The sequence below is a fragment of the Pseudomonas sp. RL genome, assembly GCF_000647775.1.
Classification (GTDB): Bacteria; Pseudomonadota; Gammaproteobacteria; order Pseudomonadales; family Pseudomonadaceae; genus Serpens; species Serpens flexibilis.
The window spans coordinates 24,047-46,269 of record NZ_JBOY01000062.1 but is presented as its reverse complement, the minus strand read 5'-3'; the positions used below and the strand labels follow the sequence as shown (position 1 = coordinate 46,269).

The following is a 22,223-nucleotide window of genomic DNA, read 5'->3' as shown; positions in this document are numbered from 1 at the left end:
AGGGCAGACCGCTTAGAACCCGTGGCGCTCGCGCACCAGCGTGTAGGCGCTGTGCAGTTCGCGGGTCTTTTCGGTGGCCTGGCGCACCGCGTCGGAGCTGGCGCCGGCGCCGGCCAGCTTGTCCGGGTGGTACTGACTGAGCAGGCGACGGTAGGCGCGCTTGATCTCCCCGGACTCGGAGGTTTCCCGCACACCGAGCAGCTGCAGGGCTTCCTCGTAGGGGTTACGCGCGCGCGGCGCCACCGCCGATTCACGCGCCTTGCCGGGATTGTGCTGGCTGGCGGTCGGCTGCAGATCCAACACCTCGCCCGGTGTGCAGCCGGCCCAGCGGCCCCAGAGCAGAATCAGATTGCGCTTGCGCTCGCTGATCTGCGGCTCGGCAGCCGCCAGCCGCCAGCAGCTGGAAAGCACACTGCGGACCTTTTCGGGCCGCTTGCGCAGCCGACGCAACGGCAACAACAGGCCGTCGTCGCCAGTCTTACCACGATTGAACGCTTCGATGGCGCGGCGCTGCTGCTCGGTGTCCAGGCTCAGGCGGCGCATTTCCGCACGGGTCTGGGCGATGTGCGCCTCCTGGACCCGCCCGTCGCTCTTCGCCAGGCGCCCAAGCAGGATGAACAGCAGGTCATTGTCATCCAGCTCGCCACCGCTCCAGCCCAGGCGCTGGATAAGACCCTTCCAGGAGCGGATCTGCAGACGGCGATCCAGGCTATGGCCGAGCACGCCACCCAACAGCGCGCCGGGAATGCTCGCCAGCGCCAATCCGGCGGCTGCGCCCAACAGGGTGACAGGCCAACGCATGTTCAAGACTCTCCCGCCAGCAGGCGCTCCGCCTGCGCCAGACGCTCATGGGTGCCGACGTCGATCCAGCGCCCGGTGAAATGTTCCGCGCTGGCCGCTCCTTCGGCCTGCGCGCGGCGCAGCAGCGGAGCCAGTTTGAAAGCTCCTTCCGGACTGCCCGCGAACAGCCGGGGATGCAGCACCGCGATACCACTGTAGGTCAGTCGCGCCACATCCTCCCGGTCCGCCACCAGCCGACCCGCGTGCCAGGCGAAATCCCCATCGGCATGATGCTCAGGGTTATCGACCAGAACCAGATGGACTGAAGCGACCTCAATGTCGCGCAGCCGGGCGAAATCGTAGTCGGTGAAGATGTCGCCGTTGACCACCACGAAAGGCTGGTCGCCGAGCAGCGGCAAGGCCTTGCGGATGCCGCCGCCGGTTTCCAGCGGCTCGCCTTCGGCGGAGTAGGCGATACTCACGCCAAAGCGCGCGCCATCACCCAGATACTCTTCGATCTGTGCGCCAAGCCAGGCATGGTTGATCACCAGCTCGCGGAAACCGGCGTGGGCCAGCGCCTCGATGTGGTACTCGATCAGCGGCTTGCCACCGACGCGCACCAGCGGCTTGGGGGTATGCAGGGTCAGCGGGCGCAGGCGTTCGCCCTTGCCGGCGGCCAGGATCATCGCCTTCATGCAGAACACCCAGCCGGTCGCCCCGACAGCTCTTCCAGCAGCTCGCGCAGTTCAGCAAGCTCCGGGCGCCGCGCCGTCACGGCATCGATATAGGCGAAGAAGCGCGGCACGTCGCCCAGGTACCTGGGCTTGCCATCGCGATGGCAGATGCGCGCGAAGATGCCGATCACCTTGAGGTGACGCTGCACGCCCATCAGGTCGCAGTCGCGCAGGAAATCCGCAAACCGTTCCGGCACCGCGATGCCGGCCGCACGCGCCCGCAGCCAGTAGCGCTCCAGCCAGGCATCCACGCGGTCCAGCGGCCAACTGAGGAAGGCGTCCTTGAACAGGCAGGTGATGTCGTAGCTGACCGGGCCGTAGACGGCGTCCTGGAAGTCCAGCACGCCGGGATTCGGCTCGCTGAGCATCAGGTTGCGCGGCATGTAATCGCGGTGCACCAGCACGCGCGGTTGCGCCAGGGCACTGTCGATCAGCACGCGGCAGCTGCGCTCCCAGGCTGCCTGCTGTGCAACACTCAGGCTCACCTGCAGCTCGCAGGCCAGGTACCAGTCGGGGAACAGCTGCAGCTCGCGGCGCAGCAGGGCTTCGTCATAGGCGGACAGACCGGCATCCTGCGGCAGCTGCTGGAAGGCCAGCAGCGCGCGGACAGCGTCGTCGAACAGGCGATCCGCGTTCTGCGTGTCGATCACCTCCAGGTAAGTCTGGCGGCCCAGGTCATCGAGCACCAGGAAGCCCTCTTCGAGATCGCTGGCCAGCACGCGCGGCACATGCACACCGGCAGTGGCCAACAGGCCGGCTATCTTCACGAAGGGGCGGCAATCTTCCTGCGGCGGCGGCGCATCCATGAGGATCAAGGTGCGCTCACCACCCTGCCAGCGGAAATAGCGGCGGAAACTGGCGTCGCTACTGGCCGGGGTCAGCTCACCCGGAATCACGTCTCCCCAGCCCTGCGACGCGAACAGTGCAGGCAAAAGCCGGTCGAACCAGGCACTCAGCCGCTGGAGGCGGACATCGTGATCAATCATTCGGGAGTCTCCGACGGCGCTGGCCGTTGTGCAGGTCATGTTTTATCATCCAACGCCTTTTATCAGCCCATCGAGAAGCATGCGACAGCTCTTCGCAGGCCCATCGCGCAAAGCAGTCGGACCCGAAAGATGGCCGTAAGAATCTTCGCATTTCGCAGGAAATTTCCCTTGCTGGCCGGCGGTCTGCTGGCGCTGCAACCGCTGACGAACAGCTTCGGGGCGGAGGAACAATTCGATTGCCGAAGCGCCGAAGATGGCACCTGGGTCTGTGCCGCCGAGCCTGCTCCGGCCGACCTTCCGCCGCGGCCGGAGCATAGCAGTTCCGATGGCGCGTCGGCAGCTGCGCCAGCGCCGCAACGCGCGCCCTCCTCACGCCCGTCGTTCAACCCGCACCAGCATCTGGACTGGGTGCCACGTGACCAGCTGACGGCCGAACAGCAGGCCGAAATCGGCCCCTGGTGCCGGGGCGGCTATGCGGAGCCGGCGCGCCCGGGCATGGATGACCGCACCCCCGCCGACGAAGCCCCGACCTACGCCTCGGCGGACAGCTCCAGCTACGATCAGCGCAACGAACGCACCGTCCTGCAGGGCGACGTGGTGCTGCGCCAGGCCGGCCTGCAGGCCGAGGCACAGACCGCCACCCTCGACCAACAGACCGGCCAGGGCGAACTGGAGGGCCAGGTGCGCCTGCGCGACCGGGGCATGCTGGTGCTGGGCGATCGGGCCGAGCTGCAGCTCGACTCAGGCCAGGCCCGGGTGGACAACGCCGAGTACGTCATGCATCCCGCCCACGCACGGGGCACCGCGCTCTATGCCACCCGCGACGAAAACGCGGTAATCCGCCTGAAGGACGGCACCTACACCAGCTGCGAACCGGGCGAGAACACCTGGGAGCTCAGGGGCAACAACGTCACCCTCAACCCGGCCACCGGCTTCGGCACCGCCACGAACGTCACGTTGCGGGTCAAGGACATCCCGGTCTTCTACACGCCCTACATCTATTTCCCGATTGATGACCGGCGCCAGTCCGGCTTCCTGCCGCCGAGCCTCAGCAGCACGGACGATAGCGGCATCGCGCTGCAGACGCCCTACTACTTCAACCTGGCGCCGAACTACGACGCCACCCTGTATCCGCGCTACATGACCGAGCGCGGCCTGCAGATGGAAGGCGAGTTCCGCTACCTGACCCGCGACAGTCGCGGCCAGATGGGCGCCGCCTGGCTGGATGACGAAAACGACGACCGCCGCCTGCAGTCGGAGTACGAAGCCACCCGCTGGCTGTACAGCTGGCAACACACCAGCGACTTCACACCGCGCCTGCGTGGAGAGGTGGATTACACCACCATCAGCGATCCCTACTATTTCCAGGATCTGGATACCAACCTGGGGGTCGGCACACCGGATTACCTCAACCAGCGCGCCGGGCTGAGCTGGCGAGGTGACAGCTACACGGCACGCCTGGCGGCGCATGCCTACGAACGCACCACGGTGGAAGGGGTGACGCCCTACAACCGCTTGCCGCAGCTCACCCTGAATGGCCGTCTGCCGTTCAGTCCCGGCGGGCTGGTGTTCGGCTACGGAACCGAATATGTGCAATTCCAGCGCAGTCTGCGCAGCGGCTTCTTCACCGATATCGATGGCAACACGGGCACTGCCGAACAACGCTGGTATGACGAGAACCTGCGCGGCTTGAAGCGCGCAGAAGGATCGCGCATTCATCTGGAGCCCAGTATTTCCCTACCGATGGAGTGGACCTGGGGCTTCCTGAAGCCGACGCTGAAGTACGCCCATACCCAGTACGATCTGGAGCTCGACGACAAAGGCCATGACTCCACACAAGGCGGCATCCCCCGCAGTCAGTTCAACGACGCTCCAGACCGCGGCCTGCCGATCGCCAGCCTGGACGCCGGTCTTTACTTCGACCGCGACACTCGGCTGTTCGGCCAGGATTTTCGCCAGACGCTGGAGCCCCGGCTGTTCTATCTCTATGCCCCCTACGAAGAGCAGGACGAGATTCCGGTGTTCGACACTGGCGAGACCAGGTTCAGCTACTCCTCGCTTTGGCGCGACAACCGCTTTGCCGGCAAGGACCGCATCGGCGACGCCAACCAGTTGTCCCTTGGCCTGACCAACCGCTGGATCCAGCCCAACGGTTTCGAGCGCCAGCGCTTCTCCATCGGGCAGATTCTGTACTTCCAGGATCGCGAAGTGCAGATGCCGGATATCGACTACCGCACCCGCGACGACGCACAGGCGTCGGTATCGCCCTACGCCCTTGAGTACCAGTACCGCTTCAATCAGGACTGGCGACTGACGGCCAACTTCAACTGGGATCCGGACGTGCACCGCACGCGCTCGGGCAGCGCATTCTTCCATTACCAGCCCGCCGATAACCCCAACAAGATCTTTAACCTGGGTTATCGCTACAGCAACGAGACCACGCGTCTCGATCCCCTGACCGGGCGCTATGTGACCGACCCGGACTACGGCACCCCAGGACAGGACAATTACATCAAGGACTACTACAAGGTCAGCCAGCATGATTTCTCGGTGGTCTGGCCGATCGTCCCGCAATGGAGCCTGCTGGCCCGCTGGCAGTACGACTACGGGCGCGAACGCACGCTGGACGCCATCAGCGGCTTCGAATACGACAGCTGCTGCTGGAAACTGCGCATGGTCTACCGCCAGTGGATCGACCGCGACGAAACCAGCCTCAATCCGGCGCTGAACGAGGAAACCGATCACGGTTTCTTCGTGCAGATCATTCTCAAGGGGCTCGGCGGCGTGACCGGCAACAGGTTAGAGTCCTTCCTCGATCAAGGCATTCAAGGTTACCGAAGACGTGAAGAACAAGCTCGCTGACTGTCTGCGCCCGCTGCTGCTGGGTGCCCTGCTGTTCACCGCCGCCGCCGGCGCCGAGGTACGTCCGCTGGATCGTGTGGCCGCCATCGTGGACGGTGATGTCATCATGCAGAGTCAGCTTGAGGCTCGCCTGCGCGAAGTGCAGCAGACCATCGGCCGGCGCGGCGCGGCCCTGCCGCCCGAGCATGTGCTCACCCAGCAGGTGTTGGAACGCCTGATCATCGAGAACATCCAGCTGCAGATCGGCGAGCGCTCCGGCATTCGCATCGGCGATGCCGAGCTCAACGAGGCCATGGCCAGCATCGCCCAGCGCAACGGCCTGAGCCTGGACCAGTTCCGCGCTGCATTGGCGCGCGACGGGTTGTCCTATGAGGACGCTCGCGAGCAGGTGCGCCGCGAGATGATCATCAGCCGCGTACGCCAGCGCCGCGTCGCCGAGCGTATTCAGGTCAGCGACCAGGAAGTGAAGAACTTCCTCGCCTCCGATCTGGGCAAGCTGCAACTGTCCGAAGACCTGCGCCTGGCCAGTATCCTGATCCCGCTGCCTGAAGGCGCCTCCAGCAGCGCCATCCAGAACGCTGAGCGCCAGGCGCGCGAGATCCATGCCCAACTGCGCCGAGGCGCCGACTTTGCCCAGCTGGCCATTGCCCGCTCGGCCGACGAGAACGCCCTGGAAGGCGGCGAGATGGGTTGGCGCAAAGCTGCCCAGCTGCCCCCGCCGCTGGACGCCATGGTCTCCTCCCTGAAAGTCGGCGAAGTGACCCAGCCACTGCGTACGCCGGGCGGCTTCATTCTCATCAAGCTGCTGGAGCGCCGCGGCGGCGAAGGCGAGCAGATGCTGCGCCAGGAAACCCGTGTGCGCCACATCCTGATCAAGCCCAGCGAAATCCGCAGCCTGGAAGACAGCCAGCGCCTGGCGGAGCGTCTCTACCAGCGCATCCAGAATGGCGAGGATTTCGCCACCCTGGCACGCCAGTTCTCCGAAGACCCGGGCTCGGCCCTCAATGGCGGGGACCTCAACTGGGTCGACCCGAATGCGCTGGTGCCGGAATTCCGCAGCGTCATGGGCAACACCCCGGTGGGCCGTCTGTCGCGACCGTTCCGCAGCCCGTTCGGCTGGCACATCCTCGAAGTGCTGGACCGCCGCTCGGTGGACAGCAGCGACCAGTTCCGCGAGCAGCAGGCGCTCAACGCCTTGCGTGGCCGCAAGTATGACGAGGAACTGCAGACCTGGTTGCGGCAGATCCGCGACGAGGCGTATGTCGAGATCAAGATCTAGCTGCCAGGCCGTTTCACCTCTCCCCCGGCCCCTCTCCCCCGATCAGGGAGAGGGGATTCTGCAACAGCCTGGCTCCGTCGGTCAGCGCCCTCCACTGAGCCCTGACGTCAATCCAAGCCGGCCGGCATCCGCTGGCCTTACGGGTATCCATCATGTCCTGCCGCATCTTTGCCCTCACCCCCGGCGAGCCCGCCGGCATCGGTCCCGACCTCTGCCTGCTGCTGTCCCGCGAGGCGCAGCCCCATGCCCTCGTGGCCATCGCCAGTCGTGAGCTGCTGCGCCAGCGGGCCGGTGAGCTGGGCATGGAGATCACCCTGCTCGACGTCGGCCCGGGGCGCTGGCCGCCGGAACCGGCTCCGGCCGGCAGCCTGTATGTCTGGCACACGCCGTTGCAATCCCCGACGCAGCCCGGCCGCCTCGACCCGGCCAACGCCGGCTATGTGCTGGAAACCCTGCGCCGCGCCGGTGAAGGCTGCGTGGCCGGGACCTTCGCCGGCATGATCACCGCGCCGGTGCACAAGGGCGTGATCAACGAAGGCGGCGTACCCTTCTCCGGGCACACCGAGTTTCTCGCCGAGCTGACCCACACCGAACAGGTGGTGATGATGCTCGCCACCGAAGGTCTGCGCGTCGCCCTGGTGACCACCCACCTGCCGCTCAAGGACGTGGCGGCGGCCGTCACCCCCGAGCGCCTGACGCGCGTCACTCGCATCCTGCATGCGGACCTGCGCGACAAGTTCGGCATCGCCCGGCCACGCATCCTGGTCTGCGGCCTCAATCCGCACGCGGGCGAGGGCGGGCACCTGGGCCGCGAGGAGATCGAGGTCATCGAGCCGACCCTGGAGCAGCTGCGCCAGGAAGGCATGGATCTCGTGGGTCCGCTGCCGGCCGACACCCTGTTCACGCCCAAGCATCTGGAGCACTGCGACGCGGTGCTGGCCATGTATCACGACCAGGGCCTGCCGGTGCTCAAGTACAAGGGCTTCGGCGCAGCGGTGAATGTCACTCTGGGATTACCGATCATTCGCACCTCGGTGGATCACGGTACCGCCCTGGACCTGGCCGGCAGCGGACGCATCGATACCGGCAGCCTGCGCGTGGCATTGCACACCGCCTACCTGATGGCGGACAGCCGGCCATGCTGAAAACGCAGCGGCGCTCTGGCGCCGCTTTTCCGTCAGCCGATCTCACCTGTTAAACTGCGCCCCTTTCGCTTTGCGCAGTCTTCCGGAACCCTGTCATGTCCGACTACCAACACCGCGCCCGCAAGCGCTTCGGCCAGAACTTCCTGCATGACATGGGAGTGATCGACCGCATCCTGCGCGCCATCCGCCCGCGTGCCGGCGAGCGGCTCGTGGAAATCGGCCCCGGCCAGGGCGCGCTGACCGAGGGCCTGTTGGACAGCGGCGCCAACCTGGAAGTGGTGGAGCTCGACCTGGACCTGATCCCGATCCTCAACAGCCGCTTCGCTGGCCGGCCGAATTTCCACATCAACCAGGGCGATGCGCTGAAGTTCGACTTCGCCACCCTTGCCGATGGCCCGCACAGCCTGCGTGTGGTCGGCAACCTGCCGTACAACATCTCCACTCCGCTGATCTTCCACTTGCTGGATCACGCCCATCTGATCCGCGACATGCATTTCATGCTGCAGAAGGAAGTGGTCGAGCGCCTGGCTGCCGAGCCGGGTGGCGGTGACTGGGGCCGCCTGTCGATCATGGTGCAGTACCACTGCCGCGTGGAGCATCTGTTCAATGTCGGCCCGGGCGCGTTCAATCCGGCGCCCAAGGTGGATTCGGCCATCGTTCGCCTGGTGCCCCACGAAACCCTGCCGCACCCGGCACAGGATCCGCGCCAGCTCGACCGCGTGGTGCGTGCGGCCTTCAACATGCGCCGCAAGACCCTGCGCAATACCCTCAAGGGGTTGCTCAGCGCCGAGGACATCGAAGCGGCTGGCGTGGAGGGTTCGCTGCGCCCGGAACAACTGGATCTGGCCGCCTTCGTGCGTCTGGCAGACCGCCTGGCCCTGCAGGCGCCCCGCGACGAAACTTCCTAGTCCCGACCACAGGCAGGTATCCCACGCGCATGACCGAAAGCCCTCGCATCGACATCCAGGTCGTCACCCGCTACCTCTCCGATCGCTCGCAACCGGAGTCGCAGCGCTATGCTTTCGCCTACACCATCACGCTGCACAACAGCGGTCCGATCGGCGCCCAGTTGCTGGGCCGCCACTGGATCATCACCGACGGCGACGGGCAGGTTCAGGAAGTGCGCGGCGAGGGTGTGGTTGGCCAGCAACCGCATCTGCAACCCGGCGAGAGCTACACCTATACCAGTGGCACCCTGCTGCACACCGAGGTGGGCAGCATGTATGGCAGCTATCAGATGCTCGCCGACGACGGTTCCCGTTTCGAAGCGCCGATCCCGCCCTTCCGTCTCGCTGTTCCCGGAGCGTTGCACTGATGGCCCTGTACGCCGTGGGCGACATCCAGGGCTGCCTGGAGCCCCTCAAGTGCCTGCTCGAACGGGTGGATTTCCAGCCCGCAAGGGATCACCTGTGGCTGGTTGGCGACCTGGTCAACCGCGGCCCGGACTCGCTGGGCACCCTGCGCTTTCTCTACGCCATGCGCGATTCGATCACTACGGTGCTGGGCAATCATGATCTGCACCTGCTGGCTGCCGCCTACAACATCGAGCGTCTGAAGAAGCACGACTCGCTGCGCGAAATCCTCGAGGCGCCCGATCGCGATGACCTGCTCGACTGGCTGCGCCGGCAGAAGCTGCTGCACTACGACGCCGAGCGCGACATAGCACTGGTGCATGCCGGCATTCCCCCGCAGTGGACGCTGAAGAAGGCCCTGCTGCGCGCCGCCGAAGTGGAAGAAGTCCTGCGGGACGACAACCGCATCCGGGAATTCCTCGACGGCATGTACGGCAACGAGCCCGCCAGGTGGAGCAAGAACCTGCACGGCATCGAGCGCCTGCGGGTCATCACCAACTACTTCACGCGCATGCGCTTCTGCACCGCAGACGGCACGCTGGACCTGAAGAGCAAGGAAGGCCTGTCCAGCGCACCGGCGGGCTTCGCCCCCTGGTTCAGCCACCCCAAGCGCAAGGCCCGCGGGCAGAAGCTGATCTTCGGCCACTGGGCGGCACTCGAGGGGCGCTGCGATGAGCCCGGCCTGTATGCGCTGGATACCGGCTGCGTATGGGGCGGCGCCATGACCCTGCTCAACGTCGACAGCGGCGAACTGCACCACTGCGATTGCCAGAAGTCGAAGCGGGAAAGCCACGACGAGCCTTCTGCCTTGCCACCCCAGCCGGAACAGGGCCAGGGCGCCTCCCTGCTCGCGACCGGCCTCAACCACCTGTCCCGCCTCTTCAGGAGCCGTCCATGACCGACACCTTCCAGCGCATCGCCCCCGAGCAGGCCCGTGAACTGCTGGAGCAGGGCGCGCAACTGGTCGACATCCGCGATGCACAGAGTTTCGCCAACGGGCACATCTCTGGCGCCCGCCACCTGGACAACCACTCGCTGCACGACTTCATCGCCCAGGCAGACCTCGACCAGCCGCTGATCGTCAACTGTTACCACGGCATCTCCAGCCAGAGCGCCGCGAACTACCTGGCCCACCAAGGCTTCAGCCAGGTGTACAGCCTGGACGGTGGCTTCGAGCACTGGCGCAGCCTCTATCCGCAGTCGGTGAGCCGCGGCAACGACTGAGCCCTGCCCCCTCCCGGGCGGCCACCCGCCTACCGCTCCGGACGGCCCGCCATTGACCGCCACGATTACGAACTATCCTTGCTCCCAGACCATCGAAAAATGGAAGAGCCGGTCCACCGGCTCCCGGCGTAAGCGACCTTAGGTTCTGGGGGATTTGACCTGACCGAGTCCTCGGCAGGCAGCCAGCACCCGCAAGAACGAGCCGCGCCGGCTCTATCAATCGAGCGAGGTGACGTCATGAGCATTTTCAGCCACTTCCAGCAGCGATTCGAAACGACTCGCGAGGAAGAATATTCCCTGCAGGAGTATCTGGACCTCTGCAAGCGCGACCCCAGCGCCTACGCCAGTGCTGCCGAGCGCCTGCTGCTGGCGATCGGCGAGCCCGAACTGGTCGATACCGCCAGCGACCCGCGCCTGTCGCGCATCTTCTCCAACAAGGTCATCCGCCGCTATCCGGCCTTCGCCGACTTTCACGGGATGGAAGAAAGCATCGAGCAGATCGTCTCGTTCTTCCGCCATGCTGCCCAGGGTTTGGAAGAGAAAAAGCAGATTCTCTACCTGCTGGGTCCGGTGGGCGGCGGCAAGTCCTCACTGGCCGAGAAGCTCAAGCAACTGATGGAAAATGTGCCCTTCTATGCCATCAAGGGCTCGCCAGTGTTCGAATCGCCGCTGAGCCTGTTCAACGCCAGCGAGGATGGCGCCATCCTCGAAGAGGAATACAACATCCCGCGCCGTCTGCTGAGCAACATAATGTCGCCGTGGGCCACCAAGCGCTGCAGGAATTCGGCGGCGACATCAGCCAGTTCCGGGTGGTCAAGCTGCACCCCTCGATCCTCAACCAGATCGCCATCGCCAAGACCGAGCCGGGCGACGAGAACAACCAGGACATCTCCTCGCTGGTCGGCAAGGTGGACATCCGCAAGCTGGAGGACTTCCCGCAGAACGACGCCGACGCCTACAGCTACTCCGGCGCCCTGTGCCGGGCCAACCAGGGGCTGATGGAGTTCGTCGAGATGTTCAAGGCCCCCATCAAGGTGCTGCACCCGCTGCTCACCGCCACCCAGGAAGGCAACTACAACAGCACCGAGGGACTCGGGGCGATTCCGTTCAACGGCATCATCCTCGCCCACTCCAACGAGTCGGAATGGCACAACTTCCGCAACAACAAGAACAACGAGGCGTTCATCGACCGTATCTACATCGTCAAGGTGCCCTACTGCCTGCGCGTCACCGACGAGATCAAGATCTACGACAAGCTGCTGGCCAGCAGCACGCTGTCGCGCGCCCACTGCGCCCCGGACACCCTGAAGATGCTCGCCCAGTTCTCGGTGCTGTCGCGCCTCAAGGAGCCGGAGAACTCCAACATCTATTCGAAGATGCGCGTGTACGACGGCGAGAACCTCAAGGACACCGATCCCAAGGCCAAGTCGATCCAGGAATACCGCGACGCCGCCGGCGTCGACGAGGGCATGACCGGCCTGTCCACCCGCTTCGCCTTCAAGATCCTCTCCAAGGTGTTCAACTTCGACCCGCACGAGATCGCCGCCAACCCGGTGCATCTGCTCTACGTGCTGGAACAGCAGATCGAACAGGAACAGTTCCCGCCGGAGGTGCGCGAGCGCTACCTGCGTTTCCTCAAGGAATACCTGGCGCCGCGCTACATCGAGTTCATCGGCAAGGAAATCCAGACCGCCTACCTGGAGTCCTACAGCGAGTACGGGCAGAACATCTTTGACCGCTACGTGCTGTACGCCGACTTCTGGATCCAGGACCAGGAGTACCGCGACCCGGAAACCGGCGAGATCCTCAACCGCATGGCCCTCAACGAGGAACTGGAGAAGATCGAGAAGCCCGCCGGCATCAGCAACCCGAAGGACTTCCGCAACGAGATCGTCAACTTCGTGCTACGCGCGCGCGCCAGCAACAACGGCAAGAACCCCAGCTGGCTGAGCTACGAGAAGCTGCGCGTAGTGATCGAGAAGAAGATGTTCTCCAACACCGAGGACCTCCTGCCGGTCATCAGCTTCAACGCCAAGGCCAGCAAGGAAGACCAGAAGAAGCACAACGACTTCGTGGTGCGCATGGTCGAGCGTGGCTATACCGAGAAACAGGTTCGCCTGCTGTCCGAATGGTATCTGCGGGTACGTAAATCGCAGTAACGCAGCTGACGCCTGAAGCTGGACGCCTGTGCGCACCGCAGCGCACTGCCAGCTTCCGGCCTGCAGCTTCCCGCTAGCCCGGAGCGCGTATATGAGCTACGTCATCGACCGCCGCCTGAACGGCAAGAACAAGAGCACGGTGAACCGCCAGCGGTTCCTGAGCCGTTACCGTGGCCATATCAAGAAAGCCGTCGAGGAAGCCGTCGGCCGGCGTTCCATTACCGACATGGAGCACGGCGAGCAGATCACCATCCCCGGCCGCGACATCGACGAACCCATCCTGCACCACGGCCGCGGCGGCCGGCAGACCAGCGTGCACCCGGGTAACAAGGAGTTCGTCGCCGGCGAGCGCATCCCCCGTCCGCAGGAGGGCGGCGGGGGCGGCGGCGGCCGGGGCCAGGCCGGCAACAGCGGCGAAGGCATGGACGACTTCGTGTTCCAGATCACTCAGGAGGAATTCCTCGATTTCATGTTCGAGGACCTGGAACTGCCCAACCTGGTCAAGCGCCACATCACCGGCGCCGACAGTTTCAAGACCGTGCGTGCCGGCATCAGCAACGAAGGCAACCCATCGCGCATCAACATCGTGCGTACCCTGCGCTCGGCCCATGCGCGGCGCATCGCGCTGTCCGGCAGCAGCCGCCTCAAGCTGCGCGCCGCGCGCGCGGAACTGGAGCGCCTGCGCCGCGAGGAGCCGGATAACTTCAGCGACATCCAGGCCACCGAGGCGCTGATCGAAAAACTGCGGGCGCGCATCGACCGCATTCCGTTCCTGGATACCTTCGACCTCAAGTACAACCTGCTGATCAAGCAGCCCAACCCGACCTCCAAGGCGGTGATGTTCTGCCTGATGGACGTCTCCGGGTCGATGACCCAGGCCACCAAGGACATCGCCAAGCGCTTCTTCATCCTGCTGTACCTGTTCCTCAAGCGCAGCTACGACAAGATCGAGGTGGTGTTCATCCGCCACCACACCAGCGCCAAGGAGGTCGACGAGGAGGAGTTCTTCTACTCCCGGGAAACCGGCGGCACCATCGTGTCCAGCGCCCTGAAACTGATGCAGGAGATCATGGCCGCCCGCTACCCGGTGCACGAATGGAACATCTATGGCGCCCAGGCCTCCGACGGCGACAACTGGAACGATGACTCCCCCCTGTGCCGCGAACTGCTGGAAGAGAAGATCATGCCGTTCGTCCAGTACTTCACCTATGTGGAAATCACCCCGCGCGAACACCAGGCGCTCTGGTACGAGTACGAGACGGTGCATGAAGTCTTCCCAGACAGCTTCGCCCAGCAGCAGCTGATCTCGGCGGCCGACATCTACCCGGTGTTCCGCGACCTGTTCCAGCGGAGGATGGCCTGATGAGCAGCCGCAAACGCCAGCCGATCTCAACCGGCTCGGAATGGAGCTTCGAGCTGATCCAGGCCTACGATCGCGAGATAGGCCGGCTTGCCGCCGGCTTCGGCCTGGACACTTACGCCAACCAGATCGAGGTGATCACCGCCGAGCAGATGATGGACGCCTACGCCTCGGTGGGCATGCCCATCGGCTACCACCACTGGTCCTACGGCAAGCATTTCCTGGCCACCGAGAAGGGCTACACGCGCGGGCAGATGGGCCTGGCCTACGAGATCGTCATCAACTCCGACCCGTGCATCGCCTACCTCATGGAAGAGAACACCATGTGCATGCAGGCCCTGGTGATCGCCCACGCCTGCTACGGCCACAACAGTTTCTTCAAGGGCAACTACCTGTTCCGCAGCTGGACTGACGCCAGCTCGATCATCGACTACCTGGTATTCGCCCGGCAGTACATCAGCGAGTGCGAGGAGCGCCACGGCATCAAGGCCGTGGAGGACCTGCTGGACTCCTGCCATGCGCTGATGAACTACGGCGTGGACCGCTACAAGCGCCCCTACCCGATCTCCGCCGAGGAGGAGCGGCTGCGCCAGAAGAGCCGCGAGGAACACCTGCAGAAGCAGATCAACGACCTGTGGCGCACCATTCCACGCGCCGCCGACAAGGGATCGCAGCGCGACGCCAACCAGCGCTTCCCGGTCGAACCGCAGGAAAACATCCTCTACTTCGTCGAAAAGCACGCGCCGCTGCTGGAGCCCTGGCAGCGCGAAGTGGTGCGCATCGTGCGCAAGATCGCCCAGTACTTCTACCCGCAGCGCCAGACCCAGGTGATGAACGAGGGCTGGGCCACCTTCTGGCACTACACGCTGATGAACGCGCTGTACGACGAGGGGCTGGTCACCGACGGCTTCATGATGGAGTTCCTGCAGAGCCACACCAATGTCATCTATCAGCCCGCCTTCGACAGCCCCTACTACAGCGGCATCAATCCCTACACGCTGGGCTTCGCCATCTACAGCGACCTGAGGCGCATCTGCGAGCACCCCACCGACGAGGATCGCCGCTGGTTCCCGGACATCGCCGGCGGCAACTGGCTGGAAACGGTCAAGTTCGCCATGGCCAACTTCAAGGATGAAAGCTTCATCCAGCAATTCCTATCACCCAAGGTGATCCGCGATCTGCGTCTGTTCAGCGTGCTGGACGACGATCAGCAGGACGAGTTGCTGGTGCCGGCCATCCACGATGAGGCGGGCTACCGGGCGATTCGTGAACAGCTGGCCGCGCAGTACAACCTGGGCAACCGCGAACCGAACGTGCAGGTGTGGGACGTGGACCGACGGGGCGACCGCTCGCTGACGCTGCGTCACATCCAGCATGAACGCAAGCCGCTCGGCGATTCCACCCAGGAAGTGCTGAAGCATCTGCATCGTTTGTGGGGTTTCGATGTCCATCTAGAGACGGTGCGCGGCGACAAGGTCATCCAATCCCAGCACATGCCCCCGCAGGGGACCGGCGAGGAGTACCCGCATCTGGACCTTGCCCTGCCGCCGATCTGACCGGGCTCCGGCCGGAGCCCTCCCGAGGAGGCTCCTATGCGCCATACCGCCGTCCTCCTGCTCGGCATCGGCCTGTACGCCTGCAGCACGCCCGATCCCGCCCAGGTACAAATCCTCCACGACGCCAGCGACTTCGGTGCCCGGCGCGAGTACCAGCTCATCGCACCCCATGCCGACATGCCCGGCGCCGAAGCCACCCTGCTCGCCGAGTCGCTGCAGCGCAGCCTCGCCCGCCATGGCTATCGACAGGGCGGCAGCGATGCGCCGCTGCTCATCCAGTATCGATTGACCAGCGCCAGCCAGCCGCTGACCTACCCGGTCGATGTGCCACCACCCAGCCCGCTCGGCCCGTATCAGGCGATCCATCGCTTCGAGGACGTGCGCGGCCTGTTGCACCTGCGTGTGACCGATCGCAACGAACAGCTGCTCTGGGAGGGCGCCGCACGCACCGAGCTGAGTCCGGAGCGCCAGCGCCAGCAGCAGATCGACCGGGCCGTGGACGCCCTGGTGCAAAAGCTGCCGGTAGCGCGCTGAACCTCTGCCGGCCGCGCCTGTTATCCTGCGCGGCCACGGAGGTGAGCGATGCAAATTTACAAAGTCGGCGGCGCGGTGCGCGACCGCCTGCTGGGCCGGCCGGTCAGTGAAATCGACTGGGTGGTGGTCGGCGCCAGCGCCGAGGAAATGGCCGCGCTGGGCTACCGCCCGGTGGGCGCGGACTTTCCGGTGTTCCTGCACCCGCAGACCGGTGAGGAGTATGCGCTGGCGCGCACCGAGCGCAAGAGCGGGCGCGGCTACGGTGGCTTCACCTTCCACGCCAGCCCCGAGGTCACCCTCGAACAGGACCTGCTGCGCCGCGACCTGACCATCAACGCCATGGCCGAGGACGAACACGGCCAGGTCATCGACCCCTATGGCGGACTGGGCGATCTGCAGGCGCGAGTGCTGCGCCATGTGGCGCCGGCCTTCGCCGAGGATCCCTTGCGAGTGCTGCGGGTGGCGCGCTTTGCCGCCCGTTACGCGCCGCTCGGCTTCACGGTGGCTCCGGAAACCCTGGCGCTGATGCGCCAGCTCAGCGAATCCGGCGAGCTGCGCGACCTGACCCCGGAACGCAGCTGGAAAGAAATATCCCGGGCGCTGATGGAGTCGCGTCCGGACGTCTTCGTGCAGGTGCTGCACGACTGCGGTGCGCTGGCTGAACTATTGCCGGAAGTGGATGCGCTCTTCGGTAGCGACCGGGCTGGAGCGCTATTGAAAACGCTGCGCGCCTGCGCCGAGCGCGAGCAGCCGCTGGCGGTGCGCTGGGCCTGCCTGCTGCTGGATACCGGCGCGGAACAGATTGCCGCCATCAACAGCCGCTGCAAGGCACCGCGTGAATGCGCCGAGCTGGCCTTGCTGGCCCGTCAGCATCGCGGTGCATGGCAGGACGCGCTGGAACTGTCCGCCGAGGCGTTGCTGGCCTTGCTGCAGGGCTTCGACGTGTACCGCCGTCCGCAACGCTTCGAACAGTTCCTGGCCGCCTGCGAAATGGCGGCGCGCGGTGCCGGACAGGAGCATGAGTTTAGGCAGTCCGCCTACCTGCGCGGCGCCGCCGACTGCGTGCGGGGCCAGGCCATCCAGCCGCTACTGGAACAGGGCTACCAGGGCGCCGCCCTGGGGCAGGCCCTGGCGCGTCAGCGCCTGGAGGCGCTGCAAGGCTACCGGAAAACCGGGCACGTGTAGGGTGGTCAAGGCTCTGCCTTGGCCACCGCTCGGCGGCCAGGAAAAGCGCTGTCCCCCTACCGAGCTGATCAGGCTGGACGCGGATACCGTTCGACCAGCGCCGCCGGCGTCAGCTCGCGGCCACGCCACTGGAAGGGCACCGGCCACAGCTGTTGGTCGATGCGCGCCTGCGCCCACAGCTCGGCGAAGGTCTGGCCGGCCACCGGGTGGCGGCGTTCGGGCGCCAGGAGCGCCAGCGGCCAGAGCACGAAGGCGTTACGCAGGATTTCGGCGCGCGGCAGGATCAGGCCATGGAAGTCGCCGATGCAGTCGTCGAACAACAGCACGTCGATATCCAGGGTCAGGCCCTTGCGCTCCGGGGCATAGCGGCCGTTGTCGGCTTCGATGAACTTCAGCCGGCGGTCCAGCTCCGTCAATGGCAGGCGGCTGGTGCCGCTGACCACCATGTTCAGGAACGGCCCGCTGCGGATGCCCACCGGCAGGCTCTCGAACACCGGCGAGCAGCGCAGGTCGTCAAGCACCTCATCCAGCGCCTCCAGACCGGCGCGCAGATGGATTTCCCGGTCCGTGTTACTGCCCAGGCCGAGCAGCACCTGGTTCAGCGACATCCGCGTTCGATCTCCACACCCACCCCGGCAGCTGCCGGCACGGCGCCCGGCTTGGTGATCTTCAGGCGCAGCCAGGGGATCTGGAAATCGGCCATCAGCACGGCAGCCAACTGCTCGGCGAACGTTTCCACCAGTTGGTAGCGCGCCTGGGCGGCGAAGGCCTGGATGCGCTCGGCCAGCGCGGCGTAATCCAGCGCCAGATTCAGATCGTCGCCCGCAGCGGGGCGGCGATTGTCCCAGGCGCAGACCAGGTCCAGACGCAGGCACTGGCGGATCTCCCGTTCCCAGTCGTAGACGCCGATGACGGTGTCCACTTCCAGACCCTCGATAAACACATTGTCCAACTGCGCTCTCCGCGGCACGACAAGGGGCGTGCGACCCCGCTAGAATCGGGACTCCCTCGCCCCGGATCGGCTCTCATGTTCTGGTTGCTGGCAATCCTGGCCTACCTGTTGGGCTCGCTGTCCTTCGCCATCCTGCTCAGCCAGCTGAGCGGCGGCCCGGACCCGCGTGCACAGGGTTCCGGGAATCCCGGGGCCAGCAACATGTTGCGGGTCGCCGGTCGGCGCCTGGCCATCCTCACCCTGCTCGGCGACCTGCTCAAGGGCTGGCTGCCGGTGGTGCTTGCCCAACTCGCCGGGCTCAGTATCCAGCAGCAGGCCTGGGTCGGCGTGGCCGCCGTGCTTGGGCACCTGTTCCCGGTGTTCTTCCGCTTCCGCGGCGGCAAGGGCGTGGCCACCGCAGCCGGCCTCTTCATCGGCCTGTACCTGCCCGCCGCCCTGCTGGCGATCGCCACCTGGCTGCTGGTGTTCATACTGACGCGCATCAGCTCGCTGGCGGCATTGATCGCCACGCCCTTGACCCTGCCGCTGCTGGCCTGGCAACTGCCGGCGGCACTCTTGCCTGCGTGTGTGCTGACGCTCCTGATCGTCTGGCGCCACCGCGCCAACCTGCGCGATCTGCTGGCCGGCCGCGAACGGCATTTCTGATCAGGTTAGATCGCCGGCAGGGTGTCCATTGGCCAGCGCGCCCGCACGTCGATGCCCGGCCCGTCCTGCTGGCCGGCCAGCAGCCGCTGACAGCCGGCGTAGGCGATCATGGCGCCGTTGTCGGTGCAGAAGCGCGGGCGGGCATAGAACACCTGCCCCTTCATGTCGCCGAGCATCTTTTCCAGCGAGCGACGCAGCGCCTGGTTGGCGCTGACGCCGCCGGCGATCACCAGGCTCTTCAGGCCAGTCTGCTTGAGGGCGCGCTTGCACTTGATGGTCAGGGTCTCGACCACGGCGGTCTGGAAGGCCAACGCCACATCACAGCGACTCTGCTCGATATAGCCACCCTCGGCCAGGCAGCGCTGCCAGGTGTTCAGGGTGAAGGTCTTCAGGCCGCTGAAGCTGAATTCCAGGCCCGGCCGATCGGTCATCGGCCGGGGGAACACGAAGCGTCCCGGGGTGCCACGCTCGGCCAGCCGGGCGATCTCCGGGCCGCCCGGGTAGGGCAGCCCCATGAGCTTGGCGGTCTTGTCAAAGGCCTCGCCGGCGGCGTCGTCCAGGGACTCGCCGAGCAGCTCGTATCGGCCGATGCCATCGACGCGCACCAGCTGGGTGTGACCGCCGGAGACCAGCAAGGCGACGAACGGGAACTGCGGCGGCTGCTCTTCCAGCATCGGTGCCAGCAGGTGGCCTTCCATGTGGTGTACGCCGACCGCCGGGATGCCCCAGGCGAAGGCCAGCGCCTGGGCGCAGGAGGCACCCACCAACAGGGCGCCGACCAGGCCCGGACCCGCGGTGTAGGCGATGGCGTCGATGGATTCCGCCGCACAGCCGGCCTCGTCGAGCACCTGACGGATCAGCGGCAGCATGCGCTTGACGTGGTCGCGCGATGCCAGCTCGGGCACCACGCCGCCGTAGACGCGGTGCAGGTCGATCTGACTGAACAGCGCATCGGCCAGCAGGCCCTGCTCGCTGTCATAGAGGGCGACGCCGGTTTCGTCGCAGGAGGTTTCCAGTCCCAGCACGCGCATGGGGTACACCGCTTCCAGCCTGGCAAATAATGGAGCGCGCATGATAATCCCCACCCCCAGCCCCGACCAGCGCTTTTCGATGAAGGCCCTTTGCATTCCGCAGGGCGAAGGGGTAACATCCGCAACCCTTGAAAACCGACGTCCTCCAGTGCCGCTTGCAGGAGAGCGTTCACCACACCTGGTAATTGAAAGGTACGACCTGGATGCCCGCCGTCAAAGTTAAAGAGAACGAACCCTTCGACGTAGCCCTGCGTCGCTTCAAGCGCTCCTGCGAAAAGGCTGGTGTTCTGGCCGAAGTCCGCAGCCGCGAATTCTACGAAAAGCCGACCGCCGAGCGTAAGCGCAAGGCTGCCGCCGCCGTGAAGCGTCACGCCAAGAAGGTTCAGCGCGAACAGCGCCGTCGCGAGCGCCTGTACTGAGTTACAGCGCTGGCTGACCACAACGCCCGGCTCCGCCGGGCGTTGGCATTTCTGGATGCCACGCAAGCCTCGTCCTGCGGACGAGGCTTTTCCGTTTCCGTCTGCACGAGCGTATCCTGACGCCCCATGGCCGGCCTGATCCCACAGTCCTTCATCGATGATCTGCTCAACCGCACCGATATCGTCGACGTGGTGGGTTCGCGCGTCCAACTGAAGAAGACCGGCAAGAACTACAGCGCCTGCTGCCCGTTCCACAAGGAAAAGACCCCCTCCTTCACGGTCAGCCCCGACAAGCAGTTCTACTACTGCTTCGGCTGCGGCGCCGGCGGCAATGCCCTGGGCTTCGTGATGGACCACGACCACCTGGATTTTCCCCAGGCAGTCGAGGATCTGGCCAAGCGCATCGGCATGGACGTGCCCCGCGAGGAGCGCGGCCCCGGGAATCGTTCCCGGCAGCCGGTCGATTCGCCGCTCTACCCGCTGCTCGCCGCCGCCAGTGACTATTACCGCCAGGCACTCAAGAGCCATCCGGCACGCAAGGCGGCGGTGGACTACCTCAAGGGTCGCGGCGTGTCCGGGATCATCGCCCGCGACTTCGCGCTCGGCTTCGCCCCACCTGGCTGGGACGGCCTGCTCAAGCACCTGGGCGAAGACCCACTGCAGCAGAAGGCGATGATCGACGCCGGCCTGCTGATCGAAAACACCGAAACCGGCCGGCGCTACGATCGCTTCCGCGACCGCATCATGTTCCCGATCCGCGACAGCCGCGGCCGGGTGATCGCCTTCGGCGGCCGCGTGCTGGGCGATGACAAGCCCAAGTATCTCAACTCGCCGGAAACCCCGGTGTTCCACAAGGGCCAGGAGCTCTACGGCCTGTTCGAGGCGCGCCAGCACAACCGCAACCTCGACGAGATCATGGTGGTCGAGGGCTACATGGACGTCATCGCCCTGGCCCAGCTCGGCCTGCGTAACGCCGTGGCCACCCTGGGCACCGCCACCAGCGAGGAGCATCTCAAGCGCCTGTTCCGCCTGGTCCCCAGCGTGCTGTTCTGTTTCGACGGTGACAGCGCCGGCCGCAAGGCGGCCTGGCGCGCACTGGAAGCCACCCTGCCCAACCTGCAGGACGGACGGCGCGCGCGCTTCCTGTTCCTGCCCGAAGGCGAAGACCCGGACAGCCTGGTACGCCGCGAAGGCACCGAGACTTTCCAGGCGCGCATCCATCAGCAGGCGCGCTCGCTGGCCGACTATTTCTTCGAGCAGCTCAGCGAGGAGGCCGACCCGCGCTCGCTGGAGGGCAAGGCACACCTGGCGACCCTGGCTGCACCGCTCATCGAAAAGATTCCCGGCGCCAACCTGCGCACCCTGATGCGCCAGCGCCTATCCGATCTGACCGGGCTCGGCGGCGAGGCCCTGCAGCAGCTGCAGCCCGCCCCTCCGGCACCCACGCAAGCTGCGCCCATGGATTCCCCGCCGCCCTACGGGCAGCCGCGGAGCGAACGACCGCCCATGGGGCAGCGCCGTTCGTCGCCACGTGCCTCGCGTGCCGCGAGCGGCGTCGAACCCCCGAACCTGAGCGCATTGCGCACTCTGCTGCATCACCCGGAATTGGCTCAGAAGGTGGAGAACGCCGGCAGCTTCGCCGCCGAGGACGATACCTATGCCCAGTTACTGGTGGCGCTGCTCGAAGCCCTGCAGAAGAATCCGCGCTTGCGGGCCCTGCATCTGATCGCCCGCTGGCATGGCACCGAACAGGGTCGCCTGCTGCGCGCACTGGCCGAGAAGGAGTGGCTCATTGCGCCGGACAACCTTGAACAACAGTTTTTCGACACTATAACTAGGCTCGTAACCCGCCAGCGCGAACGCCGCCTTGAACATCTGCTGCAGAAAGCACGTCTAACCGACCTGAGCGCAGATGAAAAAGACCAGTTGCGCAGGCTGTTGAGCCGCGACAACGAAGCCGCTCCCGCAAGCACATCTGGCTTGTAAGCGCGGTTTTCGGCTATAATCCCCGGCTTGTTTT

General features: G+C 65.5%; 20 protein-coding genes and 1 pseudogene. 15 read left to right on the top strand and 6 right to left on the bottom strand.

The features are described 5' to 3' along the window. Window positions 1-12: 12 nt before the first annotated feature. Genes AS93_RS0110885 through AS93_RS0110875 form a run of 3 tightly spaced genes read right to left on the bottom strand, consistent with a single transcriptional unit; the run spans window position 13 to window position 2,500 of the window. Window positions 13-801, bottom strand: a complete 789-nt coding sequence (locus AS93_RS0110885) for a DnaJ domain-containing protein (protein WP_027590640.1) — start codon at window positions 799-801, stop codon at window positions 13-15. Between the two features lie 2 nt (window positions 802-803). Next, window positions 804-1,475: an N-acetylmuramate alpha-1-phosphate uridylyltransferase MurU gene (murU, locus tag AS93_RS0110880; protein WP_027590639.1), complete on the bottom strand. Its 672-nt coding sequence runs from the start codon at window positions 1,473-1,475 to the stop codon at window positions 804-806. Next, window positions 1,472-2,500: a phosphotransferase gene (locus tag AS93_RS0110875; RefSeq protein WP_027590638.1), complete on the bottom strand. Its 1,029-nt coding sequence runs from the start codon at window positions 2,498-2,500 to the stop codon at window positions 1,472-1,474. The genes murU and AS93_RS0110875 overlap by 4 nt, the downstream gene beginning before the upstream one ends. A 129-nt stretch (window positions 2,501-2,629) precedes the next feature. On the opposite strand from AS93_RS0110875, the gene AS93_RS0110870 reads away from it, so the two are divergent. From AS93_RS0110870 to AS93_RS0110810, 12 genes and pseudogenes are all read left to right on the top strand, one after another. Continuing rightward, window positions 2,630-5,362: an LPS-assembly protein LptD gene (locus AS93_RS0110870; RefSeq protein ID WP_027590637.1), complete on the top strand. Its 2,733-nt coding sequence runs from the start codon at window positions 2,630-2,632 to the stop codon at window positions 5,360-5,362. Then, complete coding sequence (locus AS93_RS0110865; RefSeq protein ID WP_027590636.1) at window positions 5,343-6,641, top strand: peptidylprolyl isomerase; 1,299 nt, start codon at window positions 5,343-5,345, stop codon at window positions 6,639-6,641. Before AS93_RS0110870 ends, AS93_RS0110865 begins: the two co-directional genes overlap by 20 nt. A gap of 152 nt (window positions 6,642-6,793) precedes the next feature. Beyond that, on the top strand, window positions 6,794-7,786 hold the full coding sequence (gene pdxA, locus AS93_RS0110855) for a 4-hydroxythreonine-4-phosphate dehydrogenase PdxA (RefSeq protein ID WP_027590635.1): 993 nt from the start codon (window positions 6,794-6,796) through the stop codon (window positions 7,784-7,786). Between the two features lie 95 nt (window positions 7,787-7,881). Further along, entirely contained in the window at window positions 7,882-8,694 is an 813-nt protein-coding gene (rsmA, locus tag AS93_RS0110850; protein WP_027590634.1) for a 16S rRNA (adenine(1518)-N(6)/adenine(1519)-N(6))-dimethyltransferase RsmA, read from the top strand. 29 nt (window positions 8,695-8,723) lie between these two features. After that, on the top strand, window positions 8,724-9,101 hold the full coding sequence (gene apaG, locus AS93_RS0110845; protein WP_027590633.1) for a Co2+/Mg2+ efflux protein ApaG: 378 nt from the start codon (window positions 8,724-8,726) through the stop codon (window positions 9,099-9,101). Then, on the top strand, window positions 9,101-10,036 hold the full coding sequence (locus AS93_RS19200) for a symmetrical bis(5'-nucleosyl)-tetraphosphatase (protein ID WP_051587445.1): 936 nt from the start codon (window positions 9,101-9,103) through the stop codon (window positions 10,034-10,036). Before apaG ends, AS93_RS19200 begins: the two co-directional genes overlap by 1 nt. Continuing rightward, window positions 10,033-10,362, top strand: a complete 330-nt coding sequence (gene glpE / locus AS93_RS0110835; RefSeq protein WP_027590632.1) for a thiosulfate sulfurtransferase GlpE — start codon at window positions 10,033-10,035, stop codon at window positions 10,360-10,362. Before AS93_RS19200 ends, glpE begins: the two co-directional genes overlap by 4 nt. 237 nt (window positions 10,363-10,599) lie before the next feature. Next, window positions 10,600-12,521, top strand: a pseudogene (locus AS93_RS19195) (PrkA family serine protein kinase). A gap of 91 nt (window positions 12,522-12,612) precedes the next feature. Next, window positions 12,613-13,884 carry a YeaH/YhbH family protein gene (locus AS93_RS0110825; RefSeq protein WP_027590631.1) on the top strand — a complete coding sequence of 424 codons (1,272 nt, stop codon included), beginning with the start codon at window positions 12,613-12,615 and terminating at the stop codon, window positions 13,882-13,884. Then, window positions 13,884-15,437, top strand: coding sequence for a SpoVR family protein (locus AS93_RS0110820; RefSeq protein ID WP_027590630.1), 1,554 nt, complete (start codon window positions 13,884-13,886; stop codon window positions 15,435-15,437). The genes AS93_RS0110825 and AS93_RS0110820 overlap by 1 nt, the downstream gene beginning before the upstream one ends. A gap of 36 nt (window positions 15,438-15,473) precedes the next feature. After that, entirely contained in the window at window positions 15,474-15,971 is a 498-nt protein-coding gene (locus tag AS93_RS0110815; protein ID WP_027590629.1) for a DUF4136 domain-containing protein, read from the top strand. A 48-nt stretch (window positions 15,972-16,019) separates the two neighbouring features. Then, window positions 16,020-17,156, top strand: coding sequence for a CCA tRNA nucleotidyltransferase (locus tag AS93_RS0110810; protein WP_027590628.1), 1,137 nt, complete (start codon window positions 16,020-16,022; stop codon window positions 17,154-17,156). Between the two features lie 68 nt (window positions 17,157-17,224). Here the strand turns inward: AS93_RS0110810 and folK are convergent, their stop codons facing one another. Beyond that, window positions 17,225-17,764 carry a 2-amino-4-hydroxy-6-hydroxymethyldihydropteridine diphosphokinase gene (folK, locus tag AS93_RS0110805; RefSeq protein ID WP_027590627.1) on the bottom strand — a complete coding sequence of 180 codons (540 nt, stop codon included), beginning with the start codon at window positions 17,762-17,764 and terminating at the stop codon, window positions 17,225-17,227. Beyond that, window positions 17,755-18,108 carry a dihydroneopterin aldolase gene (gene folB / locus AS93_RS0110800; RefSeq protein ID WP_027590626.1) on the bottom strand — a complete coding sequence of 118 codons (354 nt, stop codon included), beginning with the start codon at window positions 18,106-18,108 and terminating at the stop codon, window positions 17,755-17,757. Before folB ends, folK begins: the two co-directional genes overlap by 10 nt. A gap of 75 nt (window positions 18,109-18,183) precedes the next feature. On the opposite strand from folB, the gene plsY reads away from it, so the two are divergent. After that, the gene (gene plsY / locus AS93_RS0110795; RefSeq protein ID WP_027590625.1) at window positions 18,184-18,753 is read left to right on the top strand and encodes a glycerol-3-phosphate 1-O-acyltransferase PlsY; all 570 of its coding nucleotides are present in this window, start codon (window positions 18,184-18,186) and stop codon (window positions 18,751-18,753) included. 5 nt (window positions 18,754-18,758) lie between these two features. Here the strand turns inward: plsY and tsaD are convergent, their stop codons facing one another. Continuing rightward, window positions 18,759-19,784: a tRNA (adenosine(37)-N6)-threonylcarbamoyltransferase complex transferase subunit TsaD gene (gene tsaD, locus AS93_RS0110790; protein WP_027590624.1), complete on the bottom strand. Its 1,026-nt coding sequence runs from the start codon at window positions 19,782-19,784 to the stop codon at window positions 18,759-18,761. 203 nt (window positions 19,785-19,987) lie between these two features. On the opposite strand from tsaD, the gene rpsU reads away from it, so the two are divergent. Together rpsU and dnaG are read left to right on the top strand one after the other, a co-directional pair. Continuing rightward, window positions 19,988-20,203 carry a 30S ribosomal protein S21 gene (rpsU, locus tag AS93_RS0110785; protein WP_003085057.1) on the top strand — a complete coding sequence of 72 codons (216 nt, stop codon included), beginning with the start codon at window positions 19,988-19,990 and terminating at the stop codon, window positions 20,201-20,203. 126 nt (window positions 20,204-20,329) lie between these two features. Further along, window positions 20,330-22,189, top strand: coding sequence for a DNA primase (gene dnaG, locus AS93_RS0110780; RefSeq protein ID WP_027590623.1), 1,860 nt, complete (start codon window positions 20,330-20,332; stop codon window positions 22,187-22,189). Window positions 22,190-22,223: the final 34 nt, after the last annotated feature.